This is a genomic window from Streptomyces subrutilus, from assembly GCF_008704535.1.
GTDB classification, from domain to species: Bacteria; Actinomycetota; Actinomycetes; order Streptomycetales; family Streptomycetaceae; genus Streptomyces; species Streptomyces subrutilus.
Genome location: NZ_CP023701.1, coordinates 4,022,923 through 4,043,504 on the forward strand (window position 1 = coordinate 4,022,923; position 20,582 = coordinate 4,043,504).

Annotated in this window: 21 protein-coding genes, 2 tRNA genes and 1 other RNA gene; 6 read left to right on the top strand and 18 right to left on the bottom strand. The window is 74.1% G+C overall.

Annotated elements, in window-relative coordinates; genetic code table 11:
• Window positions 1-4 precede the first annotated feature (4 nt).
• From CP968_RS17625 to CP968_RS17655, 8 genes are all read right to left on the bottom strand, one after another.
• Window positions 5-1,024, bottom strand: coding sequence for an RNA polymerase sigma factor SigF (locus tag CP968_RS17625; protein WP_150518940.1), 1,020 nt, complete (start codon window positions 1,022-1,024; stop codon window positions 5-7).
• A 212-nt stretch (window positions 1,025-1,236) separates the two neighbouring features.
• On the bottom strand, window positions 1,237-1,398 hold the full coding sequence (locus CP968_RS34120) for a hypothetical protein (RefSeq protein ID WP_167536815.1): 162 nt from the start codon (window positions 1,396-1,398) through the stop codon (window positions 1,237-1,239).
• Window positions 1,399-1,760: 362 nt separating this feature from the next.
• Window positions 1,761-2,084, bottom strand: coding sequence for a hypothetical protein (locus CP968_RS17630; protein ID WP_167536816.1), 324 nt, complete (start codon window positions 2,082-2,084; stop codon window positions 1,761-1,763).
• A gap of 92 nt (window positions 2,085-2,176) precedes the next feature.
• Window positions 2,177-2,263 (bottom strand) — tRNA-Ser (locus CP968_RS17635).
• 48 nt (window positions 2,264-2,311) lie between these two features.
• The gene (gene tadA / locus CP968_RS17640; RefSeq protein WP_150521966.1) at window positions 2,312-2,740 is read right to left on the bottom strand and encodes a tRNA adenosine(34) deaminase TadA; all 429 of its coding nucleotides are present in this window, start codon (window positions 2,738-2,740) and stop codon (window positions 2,312-2,314) included.
• Between the two features lie 68 nt (window positions 2,741-2,808).
• Window positions 2,809-3,357 carry a tRNA adenosine deaminase-associated protein gene (locus tag CP968_RS17645; protein WP_150518942.1) on the bottom strand — a complete coding sequence of 183 codons (549 nt, stop codon included), beginning with the start codon at window positions 3,355-3,357 and terminating at the stop codon, window positions 2,809-2,811.
• Between the two features lie 340 nt (window positions 3,358-3,697).
• On the bottom strand, window positions 3,698-3,892 hold the full coding sequence (locus tag CP968_RS17650) for a hypothetical protein (protein ID WP_150518943.1): 195 nt from the start codon (window positions 3,890-3,892) through the stop codon (window positions 3,698-3,700).
• A 145-nt stretch (window positions 3,893-4,037) separates the two neighbouring features.
• Window positions 4,038-4,976 (bottom strand): universal stress protein, encoded by a 939-nt coding sequence (locus CP968_RS17655; protein WP_150518944.1) that lies wholly within the window; start codon window positions 4,974-4,976, stop codon window positions 4,038-4,040.
• Window positions 4,977-5,189: 213 nt separating this feature from the next.
• Here CP968_RS17655 and upp point away from each other — a divergent pair, with 213 nt between their 5' ends.
• Window positions 5,190-5,825 (top strand): uracil phosphoribosyltransferase, encoded by a 636-nt coding sequence (gene upp, locus CP968_RS17660; protein WP_150518945.1) that lies wholly within the window; start codon window positions 5,190-5,192, stop codon window positions 5,823-5,825.
• Between the two features lie 118 nt (window positions 5,826-5,943).
• Here upp and CP968_RS17665 read toward each other — a convergent pair whose 3' ends face one another.
• The gene (locus CP968_RS17665; protein ID WP_150518946.1) at window positions 5,944-6,609 is read right to left on the bottom strand and encodes a LytR C-terminal domain-containing protein; all 666 of its coding nucleotides are present in this window, start codon (window positions 6,607-6,609) and stop codon (window positions 5,944-5,946) included.
• A 150-nt stretch (window positions 6,610-6,759) separates the two neighbouring features.
• Window positions 6,760-7,056, bottom strand: a complete 297-nt coding sequence (locus CP968_RS17670) for a type II toxin-antitoxin system VapB family antitoxin (protein ID WP_017240525.1) — start codon at window positions 7,054-7,056, stop codon at window positions 6,760-6,762.
• 88 nt (window positions 7,057-7,144) lie between these two features.
• Here CP968_RS17670 and CP968_RS17675 point away from each other — a divergent pair, with 88 nt between their 5' ends.
• Complete coding sequence (locus tag CP968_RS17675) at window positions 7,145-8,815, top strand: helicase HerA-like domain-containing protein (protein ID WP_150518947.1); 1,671 nt, start codon at window positions 7,145-7,147, stop codon at window positions 8,813-8,815.
• Between the two features lie 98 nt (window positions 8,816-8,913).
• Entirely contained in the window at window positions 8,914-9,846 is a 933-nt protein-coding gene (gene opcA / locus CP968_RS17680) for a glucose-6-phosphate dehydrogenase assembly protein OpcA (RefSeq protein ID WP_150518948.1), read from the top strand.
• 130 nt (window positions 9,847-9,976) lie between these two features.
• Here opcA and CP968_RS17685 read toward each other — a convergent pair whose 3' ends face one another.
• The 4 genes from CP968_RS17685 to CP968_RS17700 all read right to left on the bottom strand — a co-directional run bounded on the left by CP968_RS17685 (window position 9,977) and on the right by CP968_RS17700 (window position 14,978).
• Window positions 9,977-10,576 (bottom strand): HhH-GPD-type base excision DNA repair protein, encoded by a 600-nt coding sequence (locus CP968_RS17685; protein WP_150518949.1) that lies wholly within the window; start codon window positions 10,574-10,576, stop codon window positions 9,977-9,979.
• Window positions 10,577-10,786: 210 nt separating this feature from the next.
• Window positions 10,787-11,233: a molybdopterin-dependent oxidoreductase gene (locus CP968_RS17690; protein WP_229886852.1), complete on the bottom strand. Its 447-nt coding sequence runs from the start codon at window positions 11,231-11,233 to the stop codon at window positions 10,787-10,789.
• 80 nt (window positions 11,234-11,313) lie between these two features.
• Entirely contained in the window at window positions 11,314-14,085 is a 2,772-nt protein-coding gene (locus tag CP968_RS17695; protein WP_150518951.1) for a molybdopterin-dependent oxidoreductase, read from the bottom strand.
• On the bottom strand, window positions 14,082-14,978 hold the full coding sequence (locus CP968_RS17700; protein ID WP_150518952.1) for an FAD binding domain-containing protein: 897 nt from the start codon (window positions 14,976-14,978) through the stop codon (window positions 14,082-14,084). Before CP968_RS17700 ends, CP968_RS17695 begins: the two co-directional genes overlap by 4 nt.
• 223 nt (window positions 14,979-15,201) lie before the next feature.
• Between CP968_RS17700 and CP968_RS17705 the strand changes: the two genes are divergently transcribed.
• On the top strand, window positions 15,202-16,659 hold the full coding sequence (locus tag CP968_RS17705) for a helix-turn-helix domain-containing protein (RefSeq protein ID WP_150518953.1): 1,458 nt from the start codon (window positions 15,202-15,204) through the stop codon (window positions 16,657-16,659).
• Window positions 16,660-16,691: 32 nt separating this feature from the next.
• On the opposite strand, the gene CP968_RS17710 is transcribed toward CP968_RS17705, so the two are convergent.
• The 4 genes from CP968_RS17710 to CP968_RS17720 all read right to left on the bottom strand — a co-directional run bounded on the left by CP968_RS17710 (window position 16,692) and on the right by CP968_RS17720 (window position 17,987).
• Window positions 16,692-17,090, bottom strand: coding sequence for a TOBE domain-containing protein (locus CP968_RS17710; RefSeq protein WP_150518954.1), 399 nt, complete (start codon window positions 17,088-17,090; stop codon window positions 16,692-16,694).
• A 70-nt stretch (window positions 17,091-17,160) separates the two neighbouring features.
• Complete coding sequence (locus tag CP968_RS34855; RefSeq protein WP_306419953.1) at window positions 17,161-17,415, bottom strand: aspartate-alanine antiporter-like transporter; 255 nt, start codon at window positions 17,413-17,415, stop codon at window positions 17,161-17,163.
• A 12-nt stretch (window positions 17,416-17,427) separates the two neighbouring features.
• Window positions 17,428-17,691 carry a hypothetical protein gene (locus tag CP968_RS34860; RefSeq protein WP_229886853.1) on the bottom strand — a complete coding sequence of 88 codons (264 nt, stop codon included), beginning with the start codon at window positions 17,689-17,691 and terminating at the stop codon, window positions 17,428-17,430.
• A gap of 208 nt (window positions 17,692-17,899) precedes the next feature.
• Window positions 17,900-17,987: transfer RNA gene (locus CP968_RS17720), tRNA-Ser, on the bottom strand.
• A gap of 107 nt (window positions 17,988-18,094) precedes the next feature.
• On the opposite strand from CP968_RS17720, the gene ffs reads away from it, so the two are divergent.
• An RNA gene (gene ffs, locus CP968_RS17725) (signal recognition particle sRNA small type) lies at window positions 18,095-18,193 on the top strand.
• Window positions 18,194-18,317: 124 nt separating this feature from the next.
• The gene (locus tag CP968_RS17730; RefSeq protein WP_150518955.1) at window positions 18,318-20,552 is read left to right on the top strand and encodes a DNA polymerase III subunit gamma and tau; all 2,235 of its coding nucleotides are present in this window, start codon (window positions 18,318-18,320) and stop codon (window positions 20,550-20,552) included.
• Window positions 20,553-20,582 lie beyond the last annotated feature (30 nt).

Genomic DNA, 20,582 nt, shown 5'->3' on the forward strand with positions numbered 1-20,582 from the left:
CCGGTTACGCCTCGATCCTGTTTGCGGATCTCAGCCGCGCGAAGCTCCGGGCGAGCAGCCGGGACACGTGCATCTGGGAGACGCCCAGCTCCACGCTGATCTGCGACTGCGTCAGGTTGTTGTAGTACCGCAGGAGCAGGATGCGCTGCTCGCGTTCGGGCAGCTGGACGAGGAGGTGGCGCACGAGGTCGCGGTGTTCGACCCCGGCCAGCTCGGGGTCCTCGTAGCCGAGGCGGTCCAGCAGTCCGGGCATGCCGTCGCCCTCCTGGGCGGCCTCCAGCGAGGTGGCGTGGTAGCTGCGGCCGGCCTCGATGCAGGACAGCACCTCGTCCTCGGTGATGCGCAGCCGCTCGGCGATCTCGTGGGTGGTGGGGGTGCGGCCGTGCAGGGTGGTGAGGTCCTCGGTGGCCGCGTTCACCTGCACCCACAGCTCGTGGAGGCGGCGCGGGACGTGGACGGTGCGGACGTTGTCCCGGAAGTACCGTTTGATCTCGCCCACGACGGTGGGCATGGCGAAGGTCGGGAACTGCACGCCGCGTTCCGGGTCGAAGCGGTCGATGGCGTTGATCAGGCCGATGGTGCCGACCTGGACCACGTCCTCCATCGGCTCGTTGCGGCTGCGGAAGCGGGCGGCGGCGTACCGGACCAGCGGCAGGTTGGCCTCGATGAGGGCCGCGCGCACCCGGGTGTGCTCCCGGCTCCCCGGCTCCAGGTCCTTCAGCTGCCCGAAGAGCACCTGCGTGAGGGCCCGGGTGTCGGCGCCCCGGCTCGGCGGTCGCGGCGGGACGGGCGGGGCCGTCGCCGCCGTCTGCTCCTGCGGTGCGCCCTGGGTTTCCCGGGCCGGCTCCTGTTGCGGCGGCACCTGGGATTCCGGGGAGGGCGGGTGCCCGGCCGTGGGCGGGGCCGGGTGCGGGGCCGAAGGGGGAGGTGACGGCGCGGGCTGGTGGGAGGACGGCTGCGGGGCGAGCTGGGGGGGATCCTGTTGGGGTGGAACCTGAGGCGCAGTACTGGCCGGCACGGTCACGCCACCCCTTCGGTCGTCTTCGGTCCACTCATCCGTCAAAAGCGGTCATAGCATCACAACACATGTGCACTGTGTTCAAGCACCGTATATAGCCGTGTTGTGGGCAAGTTGGGCATATCGGGGCAATCTGGCCAAGTGGGGGTATGTGAAGAAGCCCCCCACCCGTCGGAGTGGGGGGCCGGGACGTCCGGGAACCGCTTCGGCGTACGGGTTCAGCGCACCAGTTCGGTCATGAACCGGCCGATCCCGGAGGCGGCATCCGATATGCCCTGGAAGCCTATTCCGACCATCTCGGCGGCCCGCGTGGGCTGGGTGATGATCACGAAGAGGACGAACACGGCGAGGACGCCCGTGATGAGTTTCCTGGTGTCCATGAGCGGTGTCGGCCTCCCCAACCGGTCCTGCTGAGTCGGGTGAGTCTAACCGTTCGGGTTTGGACACTCACCAGGCCTTTAAGGACCAATGACCCGGCGGTCCGGGCCCTTTGCCGCCGCGGGAGCGGCCGCGGCGGGCGCAGGATGGGTGGTGAGCCCACCGGTTCTGGCAGGAAACCGGTGGGTGAGGGACAGGACCTCACTGCGGGGTCCGAGCCGCAAGCTTCCCCCCTGACTGCGGCCCGGACTGGCAGGTTCCGTCCTCTTCGGGGGGAGTGGCTTGTCCCCCCGATGCCACTTCCCCCGTCCCACGTGTTGAAGGTCCCGGCTCAGGCCGGGGCCTTCTTCGCGTGGGCGGGGTGCTACTCCAGGCCCCCGGCCAGATCGACGACGGGCTGGACCGGGGCGATGACGGGCGCCAGCTGGTTCGGGAGCTCCATCAGCGCGTTGAGCTCGTTGGCGCCCTTGCTGAGCTTCGAGCCGATCTCCTGGACGGACGTGGGCTGGGCCCCGGCCGGCATGCCCGGAGCGGCGGCCGGCAGGTCCGGCAGGGTGAGCGGGGCGACGGGGGCGGCCGAGGCGGCGGGTGCGGCGAGGCCCGCGGCGGCCCCCGCGAGGGCGATGGCGGCGAGGATGCGCTGGGTCTTGGTCATGCCGTGACAACGGCCGAGGGGGCGGCCGGTCACGCGGCTGTCCTCCGGACAGGCCCCGGAGCACACCCCGAGCGGAGAACGCCGAGAGCCCCGACCCTTGCGGGGCGGGGCTCTCGGTTCCTGAGCGGTAGCGGTGGGATTTGAACCCACGGATAGCTTGCACCATCACACGCTTTCGAGGCGTGCTCCTTCGGCCGCTCGGACACGCTACCGAGAGAGAGCTTAGCCCAAGGTGACCCGTGCGATGAAATCCGTCCCCGTCACCGGTTCCGGAAGAAGTCCGTCAGCTGCTGCGCACATTCCCCGGCGAGGACTCCGCCGACCACTTCGGGCCGGTGGTTGAGCCTGCGGTCCCGTACGAGGTCCCAAAGGGACCCGGCCGCGCCCGCCTTCTCGTCCTCGGCGCCGTAGACCACCCGCGCCACGCGCGACTGCACGAGCGCGCCCGCGCACATCACGCACGGCTCCAGGGTCACCACCAGGGTGCAGCCCGGAAGCCGCCACTGCCCGACCGCGGCCGCCGCCCGGCGCAGGGCCACCACCTCCGCGTGCGCGGTGGGGTCGCCGGTCGCCTCGCGCTCGTTGTACCCGGTGGCGAGGAGTCCGCCGTCCGGGCCGAGCACGACGGCGCCGACCGGCACGTCGCCGGCCGGCACCGCCCGGGCGGCCTCCGAGAGCGCCAGGCGCATGGAGTCCCGCCACGGGTCCCGTACGGGATCGGGGCCGTGCTCGTGGTGTGCGTGGTGCGGGTGGGTCACTAGCGGACGGCCTCCAGGACCTCGGTGGCGCCGAGCGAGTCGGCGATCTCCGAGAGGGCGTCCCCGTCCAGGGCCATCAGCTGCTTGTGGGTCACCCCGAGGTCGTCCAGGAGCCGAGGGTCGCCGAGCGGACCGGCCGTGACCGGCTCCGGGCCGGTGCCGTCCGGCCCGTCCTCGTCGTCCCCGTCGTCCGCGAACGCGGTGAGCGGCTCCTCCTCACCGTCCTCGGTGCCGTCCAGGTCGAGTTCGTCGAGTTCGTCGTCCTCCTCGTCGCTGCCCAGCAGCTCTTTGGTCAGCATCGAGCCGTAGGAGCTGCGGGCGGCCGCGGCGGCGTTCGATACGAAGTACCGCGGGTCCTCCTCGCCGTCCACGCGGACGACGCCGAACCAGGCGTCCTCCTCCTCGATGAGGGCGACCACCGTGTCGTCGTCGACAGCGGCGGAACGGGCGAGATCGATCAGATCACTGAGGGACTCGACGTCGTCGAGTTCCATGTCGCTCGCTTCCCACCCGTCTTCGGTGCGCGCGAGCAGTGCGGCGAAGTACACCGTGACTCTCCCACTGGTCTTAGGCGTGCCGGTTGGAGGTCCCCCCGGCCGGAGGATGGGGTGGACGGCCCGTGGTGCGCGTGGGTCCGTGCCCCGCCCAATCGGCATCGTGGCAGAAACAGCGGCATTGCGAGAGGTCTTCCGCGCTTGCGTCGTGCCGCGCCGTCCGGCGGACGACGCGTACGAGGGCCCTGGGGCGGGCGCGTCGCAGGGTTCCGGGGGCTCCGGCGGACCCGGCCGCGACGAACCCGCCGCCCGGCGTGGCCCGGCCGTGTCGGCGGCGCCGGAGCGTGCCGGCGGGGCCCGGGGGCAGGCTCCGGCGGCGGGCACGGGCCCCGGTTCACCAGCGGAATGTGCGCATGCGCATCTGCTGGCGCATACGGGCGGCGCGGGCGCGCCGGGGCTGGACGCGGTCGCGCAGTTCGCGCGCCTCGTTCAGGTCCCGCAGGAACTGCGCGCGGCGCGCCCTGCGCTGCGCCGCGCTCTCCGGCGTTTCGTCCGCGTCGCTCTCGTCGCTCGGCTGAGTGTCGGGCATCGGCCACCACCCCGGGCTGATCCGGTCGTCCTCCTTCGCCGGCGCGAAGCAGACCCCCCAGGGCCACCTTCCCCCGGCCGGCCCGTTTGATGCCACCCCCGGCGCAGGTCAGGCCGGTGGCGGCCGGCGGCGGGTCAGCGGCGGGTCAGCCGTCGTCCGACAGGGTGGGGACGACCGCCACCGGGCCGTGGGCGTGCTGGAGCACGGCCGTGGCGACCGAGCCGATCATCATCGACAGGGCGGTGCGCCGCGGGTGGTGCCGTCCGACCACGACCAGCGCCGCGGACCGGGAGGCGTCCACCAGGCGGCCCGCGGCGTCCCCCGGTACGGCGGCCTGCTCGACCGGTACGTCCGGGTAGCGGGTGCGGAAGGGGGCCAGGCGCTCGGTCTGGGAGCGCAGCATCTCCCGCTCGGCCGGCACGGCGTCCCCGTCGTCCGGCAGCCCCTCGGGCGGGATCACCGCGAACGGGCTGTCCACCACCATGGTCGGCGCGGGCGGGACGACGTACGCGGAGACCACCTGGACGGTGGTCCCCCGGGCGGCGGCCTCCGCGAACGCGAAGTCGAGCACGTCGGCGGGGGTCTCGGCGGCGTGCAGCCCGAGCACCACCCGCCCGGTCGAGGCGTCCGGCGCGGCGCCGGCGCCGCGCTCCGCGTGCGGGACGACCACCACGGGGCAGGGGGCGGTGGTGGCCACGGCGCGGCTGTTGGAGCCCAGCAGCAGGCTGGCGAAGCCGCCGCGGCCCCGCGAGCCCATCACCAGCATCAGGCCCTCGGCCCCGATGACCCGCAGCGCCTCGGGCACGGAGCCCTCCAGCGGCTCGTACCGGATGGGTCCGGGCCGGTCGGGAGCCGTGTCGAGCAGGGCCCGGATCCGGTCGCCCACCGGGTCGGCGAACTCCTCCGGCTGCCGGGGGTCGTGCAGCGCGGAGCGGCGGCCGGCGTACAACTGGGCGTGGTCGGGCAGTACATGGGCGACGAGCAGCCCGGTCCCGCGGCGCAGGGCCGCCGCCCGGGCCCACTCCAGGGCGCGGAGGCTGTGCTCGGAACCGTCGACGGCCGCGATCACCGGTGCGTTGCTCATCAGTCCAGCGTGCTGGGCATCCGGGCGCCCCGCATCTCCGGGTCGCCTCCCGGTTCGCGCCCCGGGTCGCGGACGGGGCCGGGCCGGTGCGTCCGCGCCGGGGGGACGCGATGCGGGTCCGCCACCGCGTAGCCTTTTGGGTGCGGGTCGCGTCTTGCGGCCGTTTTTGCAGGTCGCAGGTCGAAACCCTGAAGCTGAGTTTTGGAGGATGTTGTGCGTTTGCAGGTCGTCGACCACCCCTTGGTGGCGCACAAACTGACCACCCTGCGCGACAAGCGCACCGACTCCCCCACCTTCCGCCGCCTCGCCGACGAGCTGGTGACCCTGCTCGCGTACGAGGCCACCCGGGACGTGCGCACCGAGCAGGCCGACATCGAGACCCCGGTCGGCCCCACGACCGGGGTGAAGCTCTCCCACCCGCGGCCGCTGGTGGTGCCGATCCTGCGCGCCGGGCTGGGCATGCTCGACGGCATGGTGCGGCTGCTGCCGACCGCCGAGGTGGGCTTCCTGGGCATGGTCCGCAACGAGGAGACCCTGGAGGCCTCCACGTACGCGACCCGCATGCCCGAGGACCTCTCGGGCCGGCAGGTCTACGTGGTCGACCCGATGCTGGCGACCGGCGGCACGCTCGTCGCGGCGATCCGGGAGCTGATCAAGCGCGGGGCCGACGACGTGACGGCCGTGGTGCTGCTGGCGGCCCCGGAGGGCGTCGAGATCATGGAGCGCGAGCTGGCGGGCACGCCGGTGACGGTGGTGACGGCCGCGGTGGACGAGCGGCTCAACGAGCAGGGCTACATCGTGCCGGGGCTGGGCGACGCGGGCGACCGGATGTACGGCTCGGCCGAGTAGGGCGCACCGCCCGTGCGCGGCCCCCGGTCCGCGTAGGGGGCCGCGTACGCCGGAGCGCCGGTCCCGGAGGTCCGGGACCGGCGCTCCGGTCGTGCCGCCCGGCCGCCGCCGGAGCCGTTCAGCAGTTCTTCGCGGAAGCGGGCGCCGGGTCGGCCAGCAGGGCCAGTGCCTTGTCGGCGTCGGCCGGCGTGCTCAGCTGGGTGAAGGCGGTGCCGAGGATCAGGTCGATGTCGGCGCCCTCGCGGGTGTCGGTCTGCTGGGTGGTGCCGGCCAGCTGGGTGCCGAGGACGGAGTACGCGGCCTTGTCCGTGGCCGCGGAGCCGACCAGTGTGCCGGTGCCGGGCACCTTCTTGTCGAAGTCGGCCGGGGCGTTGCCGACCTTGCCGATGAGGAACCCGCGTTTCTTCAGTTCGTCGCCGACGGCCTTGGCGAGCCCGGCGCGCGGGGTCGCGTTGTAGACGTTGACGGTGATGTCACCGGGCTTGGGCAGCACCACGGCCGGTTTCGCGGGTGCGGTGGCGGCGGCGGGTGCGCCCTTCACGGCGGCCTTCGCGCTCGCGGTCGGACAGTCCTTGGCGCCCGCGGCGATGTTCCGGTCGGGGCCGTCACCCCGGAACACGCCGATGAGCTGCAGTGCCCCGTAGCTGATCACGGCGAGGGCGAGGGCCGCGCCGAGTACGGAGAGGACGATCCTGCGGAGGCTCCGCTTACGGCTCATGCGGGGGTAAGCCGTGCCCGTGACGCGGTACTTTCCGCCCATGCCGGGGGGAGTGAGCATGCTCATGGGCGCAGCGTAGTGCCGCTGCGCGGGGATGCCCACTCGATGATGTGCTGATACGTCAAGGGCGACCCGAAAGGCGCAATCCGGGAGAAGCCGCAGCTGAGCCCGGGCGCCGGCGGCGCGGGCACGGCGTCGGGCCGTCGCGGGGAGGCGTCAGTCCATTTCGAGGACGCGGGCGTGCAGCACCTGCCGCTGCTGCAGGGCCGCGCGCACGGCGCGGTGCAGACCGTCCTCCAGGTAGAGGTCGCCCCGCCACTTCACGACGTGCGCGAACAGGTCCCCGTAGAAGGTGGAGTCCTCGGCGAGCAGCGTCTCCAGGTCCAACTGCCCCTTGGTCGTCACCAGCTGGTCGAGCCGGACCGGGCGCGGCGCGACATCCGCCCACTGCCGGGTGCTTTCCCGGCCGTGGTCGGGATACGGCTTTCCGTTACCGATGCGCTTGAAGATCACACGGAAAGCCTACCGGGCCGGTGCCTGCGGGCGCAGCCTCGTGCCAGGGGTGCAAAAGTGGCAAGCAGCGCCAATTCGGGAGTGATGCATGAGCGAGAGCACCGACCCAGACGCCGCGGGCCCTCGGGGCGCGGCCGCGCCCGCCCGGCCTCCCGTGCCCGCGGAGCCCGCCGCGGCCGCGCCCGGCGCCGGGACCGGTCCGGCCGCGGAGATCGCCGCCGGGTACGCCTTCGCCGGGCCCGCGCTCGACCTCGGGGCCCTGCTCTGGGACGGCGCCTGCCTGCCGCAGCACCAGATCCGCATCCCGCTGTCGATGCTCAACCGGCACGGGCTGGTCGCGGGCGCCACCGGCACCGGCAAGACCAAGACACTCCAGCTCGTCGCCGAGCAGCTCTCCGCCCAGGGCGTCCCCGTCTTCCTCGCCGACATCAAGGGCGACGTCTCCGGGATCTGTGCGCCGGGCGTCCCCGGCGACCGGGTCGCACGGCGCGCGGCCGACGTCGCCCAGGAGTGGGAGCCGACCGGGTACCCGAGCGAGTTCTACTCGCTCGGCGGCCTCGGCACCGGCATTCCGGTGCGCGCCACGGTGACCGCCTTCGGCCCGGTGCTGATGTCCAAGGTGCTCCGGCTCAACCAGACGCAGGAGCAGTCGCTCGGCCTGATCTTCCACTACGCCGACGCCAAGGGCCTGGAGCTCGTCGACCTCAAGGACCTGCGCGCGGTCACCGCCTTCCTCGTCTCCGACCAGGGCAAACCGGAGCTCAAGGGGATCGGCGGCCTGTCGACGGTGACCGCCGGGGTGATCCTGCGCGCGCTCACCGCCTTCGAACAGCAGGGCGCCTCGGAGTTCTTCGGCGAGCCCGAGTTCGACACGGCCGAGTTCCTGCGGACGGCCGCCGACGGGCGCGGGCTGGTCTCCGTACTGGAACTGCCCGCCGTCCAGGACAGGCCGCAGCTGTTCTCCACCTTCCTGATGTGGCTGCTCGCCGACCTGTACGCGGACCTGCCGGAGGTCGGCGACCTGGAGCGGCCCAAGCTCGTCTTCTTCTTCGACGAGGCGCACCTGCTCTTCAACGGGGCGTCCAAGGCCTTCCTGGAGTCGATCACGCAGACCGTGCGGCTGATCCGGTCCAAGGGCGTCGGCGTGTTCTTCGTGACGCAGACCCCCAAGGACGTGCCGGCGGACGTGCTGGCGCAGCTCGGCAACCGGGTGCAGCACGCCCTGCGCGCCTTCACCCCGGACGACGCGAAGGCCCTGAAGGCCACGGTCAGGACCTTCCCCCGGTCCGGCTACGACCTGGAGGAACTGCTCACCGGGCTCGGCACCGGCGAGGCCGTGATCACCGTCCTGAGCGAGGACGGCGCCCCGACCCCGGTCGCGGCGACCCGGCTGCGCGCCCCGCGGTCGCTGATGGGCCCGGTGGACGCGGCGGCCCTGGACCGGGCGGTGAAGTCCTCGCCGCTCTACCCGCGCTACGCGGAGCCGGTCGACCGCGAGTCCGCCTACGAGAAGATCAGCGCCGAACAGGCCGCGGCCGAAGCGGCGGCGGAGCGGGCCGCGGCGGCCGCGGAGGCCGGGAAGCAGGCCGAGGCGGCCGGGAGGGCCGGGGCCGGGCGCGGCGCCCCGAAGCCGGACCCCTCACTGGCCGAACAGGTCGTGGGCAGCGGGCTCTTCCGCTCGCTGGCCCGGTCGGTCGGGACCCAGCTGGGCCGGGAGATCTCGCGCTCGCTCTTCGGAACGGCCCGCCGCAGACGGTGACGGGCCCCGGCGGGGCCCGGTGCGCGCCGCCGCGGGCTCCAGGGGGAATCGAGCGCACCGGGTGTCCGGCCGCGGCCGGGCGCTGACAGACTCGGCCCATGCGGACCGAACTCACCGACACCACGGCCAGCAAGATCAACCGGGCCCTGCTCGAAGCCCGTCGTGCGATAGGCAGCCCCACCATGGGGCTGGTCCTGACCCTGGTGGTCGCCACCGACGAGGAGAACGCCTACGACGCCGTGCGCGCCGCCTCGGAGGCCTCGCGCGAGCACCCGTGCCGCATCATCGCGGTGATCAAGCGCACCTCCCGGGGGCCGCACAAGCTCCGCGCGACCCGGCTGGACGCCGAGCTGCGGGTCGGTTCGGACGCCGGTCACGGCGAGGTCCTCATGCTCCGGCTGCACGGCGAACTGACCGGCCAGGCCGGTTCGGTGGTGCTGCCGCTGCTGCTGCCGGACGCGCCCGCGGTGGCCTGGTGGCCGGCCGAGGCCCCCGCCGATCCCGGACGCGACTCCCTCGGCGCGCTCGCACAGCGCCGGATCACCGACGCCCAGGCCGCGGTCGACCCGGTCGGCGAGCTGGACGTGCGGGCCGGCTCGTACCGGCCCGGCGACACCGATCTGGCCTGGACCCGGCTGACGCCGTGGCGGGCCCTGCTGGCCGCCGCCCTGGACCAGAAGCCGCTGCCGGTCACCGGCGCGACGGTGGAGTCCGAGGCCGACAACCCGAGCGCCGAACTGCTGGCCCGCTGGCTGGAGGACCGGCTCGACGTGCCCGTGACCCGGGTGGAGAGCGAGGGGCCGGTCATCACCCGGGTCGCGCTCCAGACCACGGGCGGGGAGATCCGGGTGGAGCGCCCCGGGGGCTCGCTGGCCACGCTGTCCCTGCCGGGCAGCCCCGACCGCAGGGTGGCCCTGAAGATCCGCAGCGGGGCCGAGCTGATCGCGGAGGAGCTGCGGCGCCTCGACGCGGACGAGGTCTACGGCTCCGCGCTGCGCCACCGGCCGCCCCAGGCCGCGCCCTCCGCGTAGCGGGCACCCGGCGGGCCGCCCCGCCGCGGCCCGCCGCGCGGAGGCCGGACGCCCCGGCCGGAGCGCCCCGGCCGGCCGCCGCGGCCCGCCCGGCGGCGGTCACCGGGGGACTCGGCGCCCGCTCGGAGCGCTACGCCCGCTCCGCCTTGGCCGCCTTCGCGGCGGCCTTCATCTCCTGCTTGTGGGCGCGCACCTTCGCCAGCGACTCCGGGCCCGTGATGTCCGCCGCCGAGCGGTATACGCCCTGCGGCCCGTACCCGCCGGCCGCCTCCCGCCAGCCCTTCGGGCGCACCCCGAGCCGCTTGCCCAGCAGCGCCAGGAAGATCTGGGCCTTCTGCTCGCCGAAGCCCGGCAGTTCCCGCAGCCGCCGCAGCAGCTCCTCGCCCGTCCCCGCGTCGGCCCACACGGCCCCGGCATCCGCGTCGTAGTGCTCCACCAGGTACGCGCAGAGCTGCTGGACCCGCTTGGCCATCGACCCGGGGTAGCGGTGGACGGCGGGCTTCTCGGAGAGGAGGGCCGCGAAGGCGTCCGGGTCGTACGCGGCGATGGCGTGCGCGTCGAGGTCGTCCGAGCCGAGCCGCCGGGCGATGGTCCAGGGCCCCGAGAACGCCCACTCCATCGGCACCTGCTGGTCGAGCAGCATTCCGACGAGGGCGGCGAGCGGGCTGCGGGAGAGCAGCGCGTCGGCCTCCGGTTCCTGTGCGAGGTGGAGGGTGATGTCCTTGTCCATGCCTCCAGCGTCCACCGCCCGGCCGCTCCCCGCGCGGCCGGCGCACCGCGCGCATGGCGCGGGAACGACTGGCCCGCGCGCACGCGGGCCGCGAGAGGCGGGCCGCGACGCAGGAGTCGATCGACCGTGGCCGAGTTCCCGGAAGGCGCACCGTGCCGGGTTGCGATGTTCACCGACGTGGAGGGCGCAGGCCGGGGCCGAAGGACGGGGCTACGGCCCCGGGACCGGCGGTGTCATCGTGCCGAACCACACGTGGGTGACCGCGCTGACGTAGCGCGCCCCGCACCGGTCGGAGGGGACCACCAGCTGGCTGCCCGCCTCGTCGAGGTCCTCCCCGTCGAGGCGGGTGGCCAGCAGCACCGGCGCATCGCCGAAATCGGCGTCGAGCTCCGCCCAGGACAGGACGGTGTGGTGCCCGTCCCCGCCGCTCACCGCCAGCAGGAAGCGGCTGCGGTCCTTGCGTCTGCGGACGTCGAAGGCGGGCCCCGCGTCCGCGACCACCTCGCGCAACAGGGGTCCCTCGAACACGTGGCGCCGGGAGCCGTCCGTCGCGCAGTCGAAGGTGACCGCGGCCCGGTGCTGCGCCCAGCGGCGCAGGTCCGCGACGCTCAGGTTCGCCGGGTGGTCCAGAGCGCCGTGCAGCATCAGTTCGGCCATGTCCGGTTGATGCCCGTGACGACTTGTCATGGAACCTCATCTGCGAGGTTCAGGGCTTGTTACAACCCGCAGACGTGGTCTCACTCGTGGGTTCTGTCTTGCATCTTCTGCCATACGACATCGCGCGTCACCGGCATCTCGGTGAAGCGCACGCCGGTCGCGTCCCGCAGCGCGTTGGCGAACGCGGGCGCCACCGGGTTGAAGGGGCTCTCGCTCATGGACTTGGCGCCCAGCGGGCCGATCGCGTCCGAGGTCTCCATGAAGTGCACCTCGGTGCGCGGGACGTCCGCGTACTGCGGGAGCCGGTAGCGGCGGAAGGCGGCCGTGGTGACCTCGCCGCGCCCGTCCACCCGTACGGTCTCGAAGAGGGTCGCGCCCAGCGCCTGGGCGACGCCCCCCTCCACCTGGCCGCGGCACTGCATCGGGTTCATGACCTTGCCCGCGTCCGCCGCGTGCACGCTGCGCAGGATCTTCATCTCGCCCGTGCCCGGGTCCACGGCCAGCCGGAACCACTGGGCGTTGAAGGCCACCGAGCGGGGGGAGCCGCCCCAGTGGCCGTCCGCCGCGATCTCGTCGAGCCTGCCCTTGTCGTGCGCGGCCTCGTACAGCTCCTTCAGGGTCACGGTGCGGCCCGCGCACTCGAAGGCCTCGGCCTCCAGCTTGCACAGGTGCCGGGCCACGCCCGTGTGCCGGGCGGCGAAGGACTTCAGCCGCTCCGCGAGCGAGTCGGCCGCCAGCATCACGGCCTTGCCCGCCACCACCGTGCCGGCCGAGCCGAAGGCGCCCGTGTCGTGGCGGACCACGTCGGTGTCGGACTGGCGGACCGTGATCCGGTCGACCGTGGTGTTCAGCGCGCCCGCGGTGATCTGCTTGTGCACGGTCGTCGTGCCGTTGCCGAACTCCGCCGTGCCGACCGCGATGTCGTACGTGCCGTCGCGCAGCAGGCTGACCCGGGCGTCGGCGAAGTGGCCGCCGGGCGGCCCGGTCGCGATCATCGCGACCGCCGTGCCCGTCCCGGTGAGCCAGCCCTCCGGGACGTCCTCGTGGCTGCGGTCCTCGGCGATGGCCCCGCGCACGACGTCCATGCACTGCTTCAACCCGTACGAGGCGATGAACAGGTCCTCCTCGTGGCCGATCGGGGTCACCATGTGGTCGCCGGGGCCGATGACGTTCTTCTCGCGCAGGACGAGCGGGTCCATGCCGAGCCGGAGCGCGAGCTCGTCCATCGCCGATTCGAGGGCGAAGAGCACCTGGCCCAGGCCGTAGCCGCGGAAGGCGCCCGCCGGTACGCCGTTGGTGTAGACCGCGTACGCCTCCACCTCCTTGTTCGGCGCCCGGTAGACGGCGAAGGACTCGCCGACGCTGTGGAACATGACCGCCGGGCCGTGGTTGCCGTAGGCGCCGGTGTTGGAGACGACGCGGATGCGCAGCGCGGTGAGGGTGCCGTCGGCCTTGGCGCCGATCTTGACGGTGATCTTGAAGGGGTGGCGGGTGGTGGCACCGTAGAACTGCTCGGCCCGGGTGAATTCGAGTTTCACCGGCCGGCGCAGCTTCAGGGCGGCGAGGACCACGATGTCCTCGGTCAGCATCTCCTGCTTGCCACCGAACCCGCCGCCCACGCGGCCCGCGACGACGCGGACCTCGTCCTCGTCGAGGTCGTAGAGGGCGCACAGCGCCCGCCGGGTCAGGAACGGCGCCTGGGTGGAGGAGCGGACGGTGATGCGCTCGCCGTCGCCCTCCTCCTTGGGTTCGAAGTACGCGACGCTGCCGTGCGTCTCCAGGCTCGCGTGCTGCACGCGCTGGGTCTGGAAGGTCTCCTCGTAGACGACGTCCGCCTCCGCATAGCCCCGCTCCATGTCCCCGAGCGTGTTGTGCACCTCGCCGCACACGTTGTTCTCGGCGCGGAAGATCCCCGACTCGGGGCCCTTGGGGTGGAGGACGGGGGCGCCCGGAAGCATCGCCTCCTCCGGGTCGATCACGTACGGGAGCTCCTCGTACGCGACGACCACCCGGCGGCAGCCCTCCTCGGCCGCCTGCTCGCTGTCGGCGACGACGGCCGCCACGCGCTGGCCGACGAAGCGGACCACGTCGTCCAGGACGCGGGTGTCCATCGGGTCCTCGGTGGGGTGCTCGTGGCGCGCGGAGGAGTAGAGCCGGTCGGGGGCGTCGTGGTGGGTGAACACGGCGTGCACGCCCGGCACGGCCAGCGCCTCGGAGGTGTCGATGGAGACGATCCGGGCGTGCGGGTGGGGGGAGCGCAGCAGCTTCATGTGCAGCAGCCCCGGCACCTCGACGTCGAAGGTGTAGCGCGCGGTGCCGGTCACCACCTGGGGGCCGGCGGGGGCGCCGAGGCTGCGGCCCACGGCCTTGCCCGCGCAGGGGGTTTCGGTGTGCTTCACCCCGCGTACGGCGTCCTCGATGGCGCGGTAGCCCGTGCAGCGGCAGATGTTGCCCTTGAAGGCGCGGGGGAGGTCGTCGAGCTTGCCGTCGTCGTGGCAGGTGCCCCGCTCCTGCTGGAGCGCGGAGGTGGTCATCAGGAAGCCGGCCGTGCAGAATCCGCACTGGAAGCCCTGGGCGTCCAGGAACTGCTGCTGGGCGGGGTGCAGCTCGCCCTCCGGTGACGCGAGGCCCTCGACGGTGGTCACGGAGCGGCCCTCGGCGCGGACGGCCGGATAGAGGCAGCTGTGCACCGGCTGACCGTCGACGTGGACGGTGCAGGCCCCGCAGTCGCCCTGGTCGCAGCCCTTCTTCACGCCGAACCAGCCGCGCTCGCGCAGGTAGGTGCGCAGGCACTGGCCGGAGCGGGGCTCGGCGTCGAACCGCTGCTTGTTGATCTCGATCTCGTAGCTCATCGGGAGACCTCCGGTCCGGTGGCGGCGGCGGGGGCCGCGGGGTCTGCGGGATCTGCGGGGTATGCGGGGTATGCGGGGTCTGCGGGGTCGAGTTCGCGGCGGACCTCCTCGGCCAGGCGCAGGCCCATGTGGCGGCGCCAGGCGGGCAGCCCGTGGATGTCGTCGAACCACTCGTCGGGGCGGACGGCGGTGTCGATCGCCTCCCGCAGTTCGGCGGCGCCGGGCGGCAGCGGGAACCAGAAGCGGAAGGGCCGCGTGGTGGCGGCGGTGACCGTGACCGCGAGCGAGCCGTCCGCCGGGTCGGACGCCCCCACGACCAGGGCGCCGGAGCGGCCGAGCCCGTAGAGCGAGGCCTGCCGGAAGGCCGTACGGGAGTCCAGCGCGCGGGCGGGCAGCCGGACCGAGCGCAGCAGCTCGCCGTCCTTCAGGTCCTTGACGCCGGCGCCCAGGATGAAGTCGGCGACGGGCAGCCGCCGGGTGGCGCCGTCCTGGCCCTGGAGGAGGACGGTGCCGTCGAGGGCGGCGGTCAGGGAGATCATCGGGCCGGCGGGCAGGCCGTTGCAGAGGTTCCCGCCCACCGTGGCCATGTTCCAGATCTTGAAGCTGGCCAGGAAGGCCCGGCAGCACTGCTCGAAGAGCGGGGCGGCCGTCGCCGGCAGGGTCCGGCCGAACCGCGACAGCTCGGTGATGGTGCAGGTCGCTGCGATGTCCAGGGAGCCGTCCGGCTGCCAGGACAACGGCGGCCAGCCCATCCGGGAGAGGTCGACGAGGCGTCGGATGTGCGGCTGCGGCTCGGAGAAGAGATACGTGCCCCCGCCGAGCCAGGCATCACCCGGGCGCCACGGCTCGCGCCGGCGGGCGTCCCGCACGTCGAGCACCGTGTTGAGATCCATTTCGCGCCACCGACCTCTCACCGTTGGAGTGTTTCCGGTCAGTGAAGCAACGCGGACGGGGCCGCGACGACTGGTCCCGGCCACGGAAACGCACGGGCCCCCGGGGGTTTGTCCTGGATGATCGACCAAGAGGGAATGGCAGGTCTTGCCCTTGCATTTACGATGGGCTTTCACGTATTCACCTGGCGAATGTGGGTTCTGCCCACCGCAAGGAGTCCCCGTCATGCACGTCCTCGACCTGCTCCAGTCCGACGATCTCGGCCTCACCCTGCTCTGGGGGGATGAAGCCCTTCTCGGCCAAGAGGTCAGCGGGGTCACGGCCACCGACCTGGAGGACCCCGGCCGCTTCCTCGGCCCCGGGGAGCTCGTCCTCAGCGGGCTCGTGTGGTGGTCGGCGGGCGACCCGGCGAAGGCGGAACGCTTCGTCGCCGCGCTGGCCGAGGCCGGGGCCACCGCCCTCCTCGCCGGCGAGGAGACCCACGGGCGGGTCCCCGACGAGCTCGTCGCCGCCTGCCGCGCCCGCCGGGTGCCCATCGTCGCGGTCCCCGCGCGGACCAGCTTCCGGGCCGTCACCGAGACGGTGTACCTGCGCCAGTGGGGCGACCTCAGCCGCCGCCCGACGCGGCTGTTCGCCCTGCCCGAGAACGTCCGCGGCGAGCTGAGCCGGCTCCTGGAGAGCGGCGCCGGCCCCGCCGAACTGCTCGACCGGGCCTGCGCCCACCTGGGCCGGGTCTCCTGCTACCTGCTCACCGCGAGCGGCCGCACCGTGGCCCGCACCCCCTCCGCGCCCGCCCTCCCGGCCGGCCGCGCGGCCGGGACGCCCGGGCGCGGCGGGGTCTCGCTGCGCGTCGAGGCCGAGGGGTCCGCGTACGACGCCTGGCAGTTGCACCTCCCGGACGCGGACGCGGCGCCGCCCCGGGTGCTCCACGAGATCGCCGAGGTGCTGGCCCAGTACCGCGACGGGCAGGCCCGCCGCACCGCCGCCCGGCGCGCGGCCGGCCAGGAGCTGATCGCGCTGCTGGAGGGGCCGTGCCCGGCCGACCCCGGGGCGCTGGAGGAGGCCCTCGGCGCGGCCGGACTGCCGCAGGGCGGTCCGTACCGGGCCCTCGCGTCGACCTCCTCCGACGCCCTGGCCGAGGCACTGGACCACCTGGACGGGGCCCGGTACGCGGTGGGCCGCGCGGCCGCCGTGCTGTACGAGCCCCCGGGCACGGAGCGCGACCCGGTCTCCCGGCTCGGCCCGGTGTGGCCGCTGATCCAGGCGTGCGCGGACCCGGGGGCCGACCTGCGGCTGGGCGCCGGCGCCCGGGTGGCGGGGGCCGAGGGGCTGCGCACCTCGCTGAGCCAGGCCCGCTTCGCGCTGACCGCGGCGGACGCGCGGGTCCCGGTCCGCGGGATGGAGCGGTTGGACAGCCTCGCGGAACTGCTGGCCGGGGTGCCGCCGGAGGTCCGCTCGGTGTTCGGGGCGCGGACCCTGGGGGCGCTCGGGGACGGGATGCTCCGCGAGACGCTGGAGGTCTTCCTCGCCAACAACTGCTCGTGGACGCGCACGGCCGAGGCGCTGCACCTGCACGTCAACACGGTGCACTACCGGATCGAGCGGGTGGAGGCGCTGACCGGCCGCGACCTGTCCCGCCTGGACCACAAGCTGGACCTGTACGCGGCCCTGCGCTGCGGCTGACCGGGGCGCGGAACCGTGCGCCGGCCGGGCCCTCAGCCCAGGTCGACGTGGACCTCGGTGGACTTCACCCGCGCGGTCACCGTCACCCCGACCTCGATGCCGAGCTGCTCCACCGACTCCCGGGTCACCAGGGAGACGACGCGGTGCGGACCCGACTGGACCTCCACCTGGGCGGCCACCTCGTCGAGCCGGACCCGGGTGACGATCCCGGCGAAGGAGTTCCGTACGGAGGTGGCGGGCGCGTGCGGCGGCGGCGGGTGCGGCCCGGCGGCCCGCTCCTTGGCGAAGCCGGCCAGCGCCGCCCCGTCGATGCTCCGGCACCCGTCCGGACCGCGCAGCGCGGGCAGCCGCCCCGCGTCCGCCCAGCGGCGGACGGTCTCGGGGCTCACGCACAGCAGGTCGGCGGCCTGCCCGATGGAGTACGACGGCACGCCCGCAGCTTAGGCCGTGCCGGGCCCCGGCGGCCGGGTCACGGCCGGGGCCTCCCGCCGCGCGGCCCCGTCACCGCCGGAGCAGGACGATCACCGGACCCCGCATCGTCAGCGGCACGTTGCCCAGGGCGTACGGCACGGTCGTCCCCAGGGCCGGGATCTGGCTGCGCGCCCGTTCCGTGAGCGCGCCGAGCGCGGCGGTGGTGGTCTGGGCCCCGGCGAGGGCGCCGAGCAGGACCGGCAGCGGCAGCCGCTGCACGAAGTGCGCGTAGAGGAACCCGGCCGGCAGCGGCAGCGTCGTGACGGCCTCGCCCCACAGCAGCAGCGGCCAGCCCGCCTACGCAGACCGGGCACGAAGCTGGGACCGGGTGTCGCCGAGCTCGATCCGGGTGTCGGGGTCGTGTTCGAGGATCTCGCCCGCGCGGCGCAGCCGGGTGATGTAGAGCCGCCGGCCGGCGGCCTTCTGCTCGGCCTCGAAGGAGCCGACGGTGCGGCCGGCGAAGCGCGGCACGTCCACGGCGTAGGCGCGCAGCACGTGCCGGTAGTAGCCCTCGCCCGCGTCGGGGTCCGGGTCGACGGCCTCCGGGTCGGCGGCGAGCACGGCGCTCTCGGCCCCCCGCCCCCGCTCCGCACGCCCGGCGGACCCGAACGGCGCCCGACCGCCGCGGCCTTCGCGGCGCGGGCCGGGGCGCGCGCCCCGGGCCGCGACGGACACCGGTAGGGGAACCATGGGGAAAAGTGCGCCGGGAAGCGCGAAGAGCCCCACCGCAAGCGGTGGGGCTCTTCAACGTATTGCCCGGTGAGAGCAATGGCGGAGGATACGAGATTCGAACTCGTGAGGGGTTGCCCCCAACACGCTTTCCAAGCGTGCGCCCTAGGCCACTAGGCGAATCCTCCGCGGCAAACAATACAAGACGTTGAGGGGTGCTCGCGAACGTGATCGTCCGGCCGCTTCGGGGACGGAGTCCGGGTCGATTCCGGGGCCCCGCATCCGCTAGGGTGGGGCCAGCCCCTCACGTGGCGCTATCTCACCCAACTCCCCCAGGGCCGGAAGGCAGCAAGGGTAAGTGGGCTCTGGCGGGTGCGTGGGGGGCGCTTTGCGTTCCGGGGCGGCCACCCCGGACGGCCCGCGCGCGGAGTCGCCGAAGCGGGCGGGGCGGTGCGGGGCGCGGAGCGCGTGGCGGCGGCGGGCCGCCGTTGTCGGCGGGCCCGGATAACCTCGTATACGTGTCGTCCCTTGCGCTGTACCGCCGCTATCGCCCCGAGTCGTTCGCCGAGGTCATCGGTCAGGAGCATGTCACTGCACCGCTGATGCAGGCCCTGCGGAACAACCGGGTCAACCACGCGTACCTGTTCAGCGGTCCGCGCGGCTGCGGGAAGACGACCAGCGCGCGCATCCTCGCCCGCTGCCTGAACTGCGAGCAGGGCCCCACCCCGACCCCGTGCGGGGAGTGCCAGTCCTGCCAGGACCTCGCGCGCAACGGGCCGGGCTCCATCGACGTCATCGAGATCGACGCCGCCTCGCACGGTGGTGTGGACGACGCCCGTGACCTGCGGGAGAAGGCCTTCTTCGGGCCCGCCTCCAGCCGCTACAAGATCTACATCATCGACGAGGCGCACATGGTCACCTCGGCGGGCTTCAACGCCCTGCTGAAGGTGGTCGAGGAGCCGCCGGAGCACCTCAAGTTCATCTTCGCCACCACCGAGCCGGAGAAGGTCATCGGGACCATCCGGTCCCGCACGCACCACTACCCCTTCCGCCTGGTCCCGCCCGGCACCCTGCGTGAGTACCTGGGCGAGGTCTGCGGCCGCGAGGGCGCCAAGGTCGAGGACGGGGTGCTGCCGCTCGTCGTGCGCGCCGGCGCCGGGTCCGTCCGCGACTCGATGTCCGTCATGGACCAGCTGCTGGCCGGCGCCGCCGACGACGGTGTGACGTACGCCATGGCCACCTCCCTGCTCGGCTACACGGACGGGTCGCTGCTCGACTCCGTCGTGGACGCCTTCGCCGCCGGGGACGGGGCCGCCGCCTTCGAGGTCGTCGACCGGGTGGTCGAGGGCGGAAACGACCCGCGCCGCTTCGTCGCCGACCTGCTGGAGCGGCTGCGCGACCTGGTGATCCTGGCCGCCGTGCCCGACGCCGGGGAGAAGGGCCTGATCGACGCCCCCGTCGACGTGGTGGAGCGGATGCAGGCCCAGGCCTCCGTCTTCGGGGCCGCCGAGCTGTCGCGCGCCGCCGACCTGGTCAACACCGGGCTCACCGAGATGCGCGGCGCCACCTCTCCCCGGCTCCAGCTGGAGCTCATCTGCGCCCGCGTGCTGCTGCCCGCCGCCTTCGACGACGAGCGCTCCCTCCAGGCCCGGCTCGACCGGCTGGAGCGCGGCGGCGCGGGCCTGGCCTTGGCCGCGGCCGCCGCGCCCGCCGTGCCGCAGCCCGCCATGGGGTACGTGCCCGGTCCCGAGGCCCACGCCATGGCCCCGGCCGGCCCCGGCGGAGGCCCCGCCGCGGCCCGCGCCGCCGCGCAGGCCGCCGAGCCCGAGGCCGCCCCCGCGCCGGTACGGGCCCCCGCACCGCCCGAGCCGGCCGCGCACCCGGCCCCCGCCGGGCCCCCCCACACCCACCCCGCGCCCGCCGCCCCGGCGGCCCCGGCCGGCCCCGCCCCCGGCGCCTGGCCCGGAGCCGCGCAGCCCGGCGGCGGTGCACCCGGTGCCTGGCCCGGAGCCGCCCCGCAGGCCGCGCCCGCCCAGGCCGCCCCCGCTCCCACCGCCGGCGCCTGGCCCAGCGCGGCCGCGCCCGGCCAGGGCGCGCCCGCGGCGCCCGCACCGGCCCCCGCCGCGCACGCCGCCGCCCCGGCCGCGGCGCCCGCGCCCTCCCCCGGCATGGCCGCCGGCGCCGGGCAGGTCCAGGCGATGTGGCCGTCCGTGCTGGAGGCCGTCAAGAACCGGCGCCGCTTCACCTGGATCCTGCTCAGCCAGAACGCCCAGGTCGCCGGTTTCGACGGCACCACCCTCCAGCTCGGCTTCCCCAACGCCGGAGCCCGCGACAACTTCGCCAGCAGTGGCAGCGAGGACGTCCTCAAGGCGGTGCTCGCCGAGCAGTTCCAGGTCAACTGGAAGATCGAGGCCGTGGTCGGCGGCGGCGGCCCCGCGCCCGCCGTCTCCTCGGCGTACGGTGCGCCGGCCGCCCCCGCGTACAGCCCGCCGCCCCCGCAGCAGGCCCAGGCCCCGCAGTACCCGCCGCAGGAGTCGCAGCCCGCCCGGCAGTCGCCGCAGCAGCCCCCGCAGCACCAGCAGTCGGCTTCCGCCCCGCAACCTCCCGTACGCCAGGCGCCCCCGCCGGTGTCGCCCGAGGACGACGTCCCGGAGGAGGACGATCCCGACCTCGTCGACAGCGCGCTGACGGGCCACGACCTCATCGTGCGCGAGCTCGGAGCGACGGTTGTGGAGGAATACACGAACGAGTAGGGCACCGTACTTGGGTGGCCGCACGAATCC

What these genes read in the sequence shown, in the direction of transcription:
- CP968_RS34120 (WP_167536815.1), bottom strand. Translation starts at nt 1,398, where the DNA reads ATGGACACCAGGAAACTCATCACGGGCGTCCTCGCCGTGTTCGTCCTC.
- tadA (WP_150521966.1), bottom strand. Translation starts at nt 2,740, where the DNA reads ATGCGCCTGGCGCTCTCGGAGGCCGCCCGGGCGGTGCCGGCCGGCGAC.
- CP968_RS17650 (WP_150518943.1), bottom strand. Translation starts at nt 3,892, where the DNA reads ATGCCCGACACTCAGCCGAGCGACGAGAGCGACGCGGACGAAACGCCG.
- CP968_RS17655 (WP_150518944.1), bottom strand. Translation starts at nt 4,976, where the DNA reads ATGAGCAACGCACCGGTGATCGCGGCCGTCGACGGTTCCGAGCACAGC.
- CP968_RS17665 (WP_150518946.1), bottom strand. Translation starts at nt 6,609, where the DNA reads ATGAGCATGCTCACTCCCCCCGGCATGGGCGGAAAGTACCGCGTCACG.
- CP968_RS17675 (WP_150518947.1), top strand. Translation starts at nt 7,145, where the DNA reads ATGAGCGAGAGCACCGACCCAGACGCCGCGGGCCCTCGGGGCGCGGCC.
- opcA (WP_150518948.1), top strand. Translation starts at nt 8,914, where the DNA reads ATGCGGACCGAACTCACCGACACCACGGCCAGCAAGATCAACCGGGCC.
- CP968_RS17685 (WP_150518949.1), bottom strand. Translation starts at nt 10,576, where the DNA reads ATGGACAAGGACATCACCCTCCACCTCGCACAGGAACCGGAGGCCGAC.
- CP968_RS17690 (WP_229886852.1), bottom strand. Translation starts at nt 11,233, where the DNA reads ATGGCCGAACTGATGCTGCACGGCGCTCTGGACCACCCGGCGAACCTG.
- CP968_RS17695 (WP_150518951.1), bottom strand. Translation starts at nt 14,085, where the DNA reads ATGAGCTACGAGATCGAGATCAACAAGCAGCGGTTCGACGCCGAGCCC.
- CP968_RS17700 (WP_150518952.1), bottom strand. Translation starts at nt 14,978, where the DNA reads ATGGATCTCAACACGGTGCTCGACGTGCGGGACGCCCGCCGGCGCGAG.
- CP968_RS17705 (WP_150518953.1), top strand. Translation starts at nt 15,202, where the DNA reads ATGCACGTCCTCGACCTGCTCCAGTCCGACGATCTCGGCCTCACCCTG.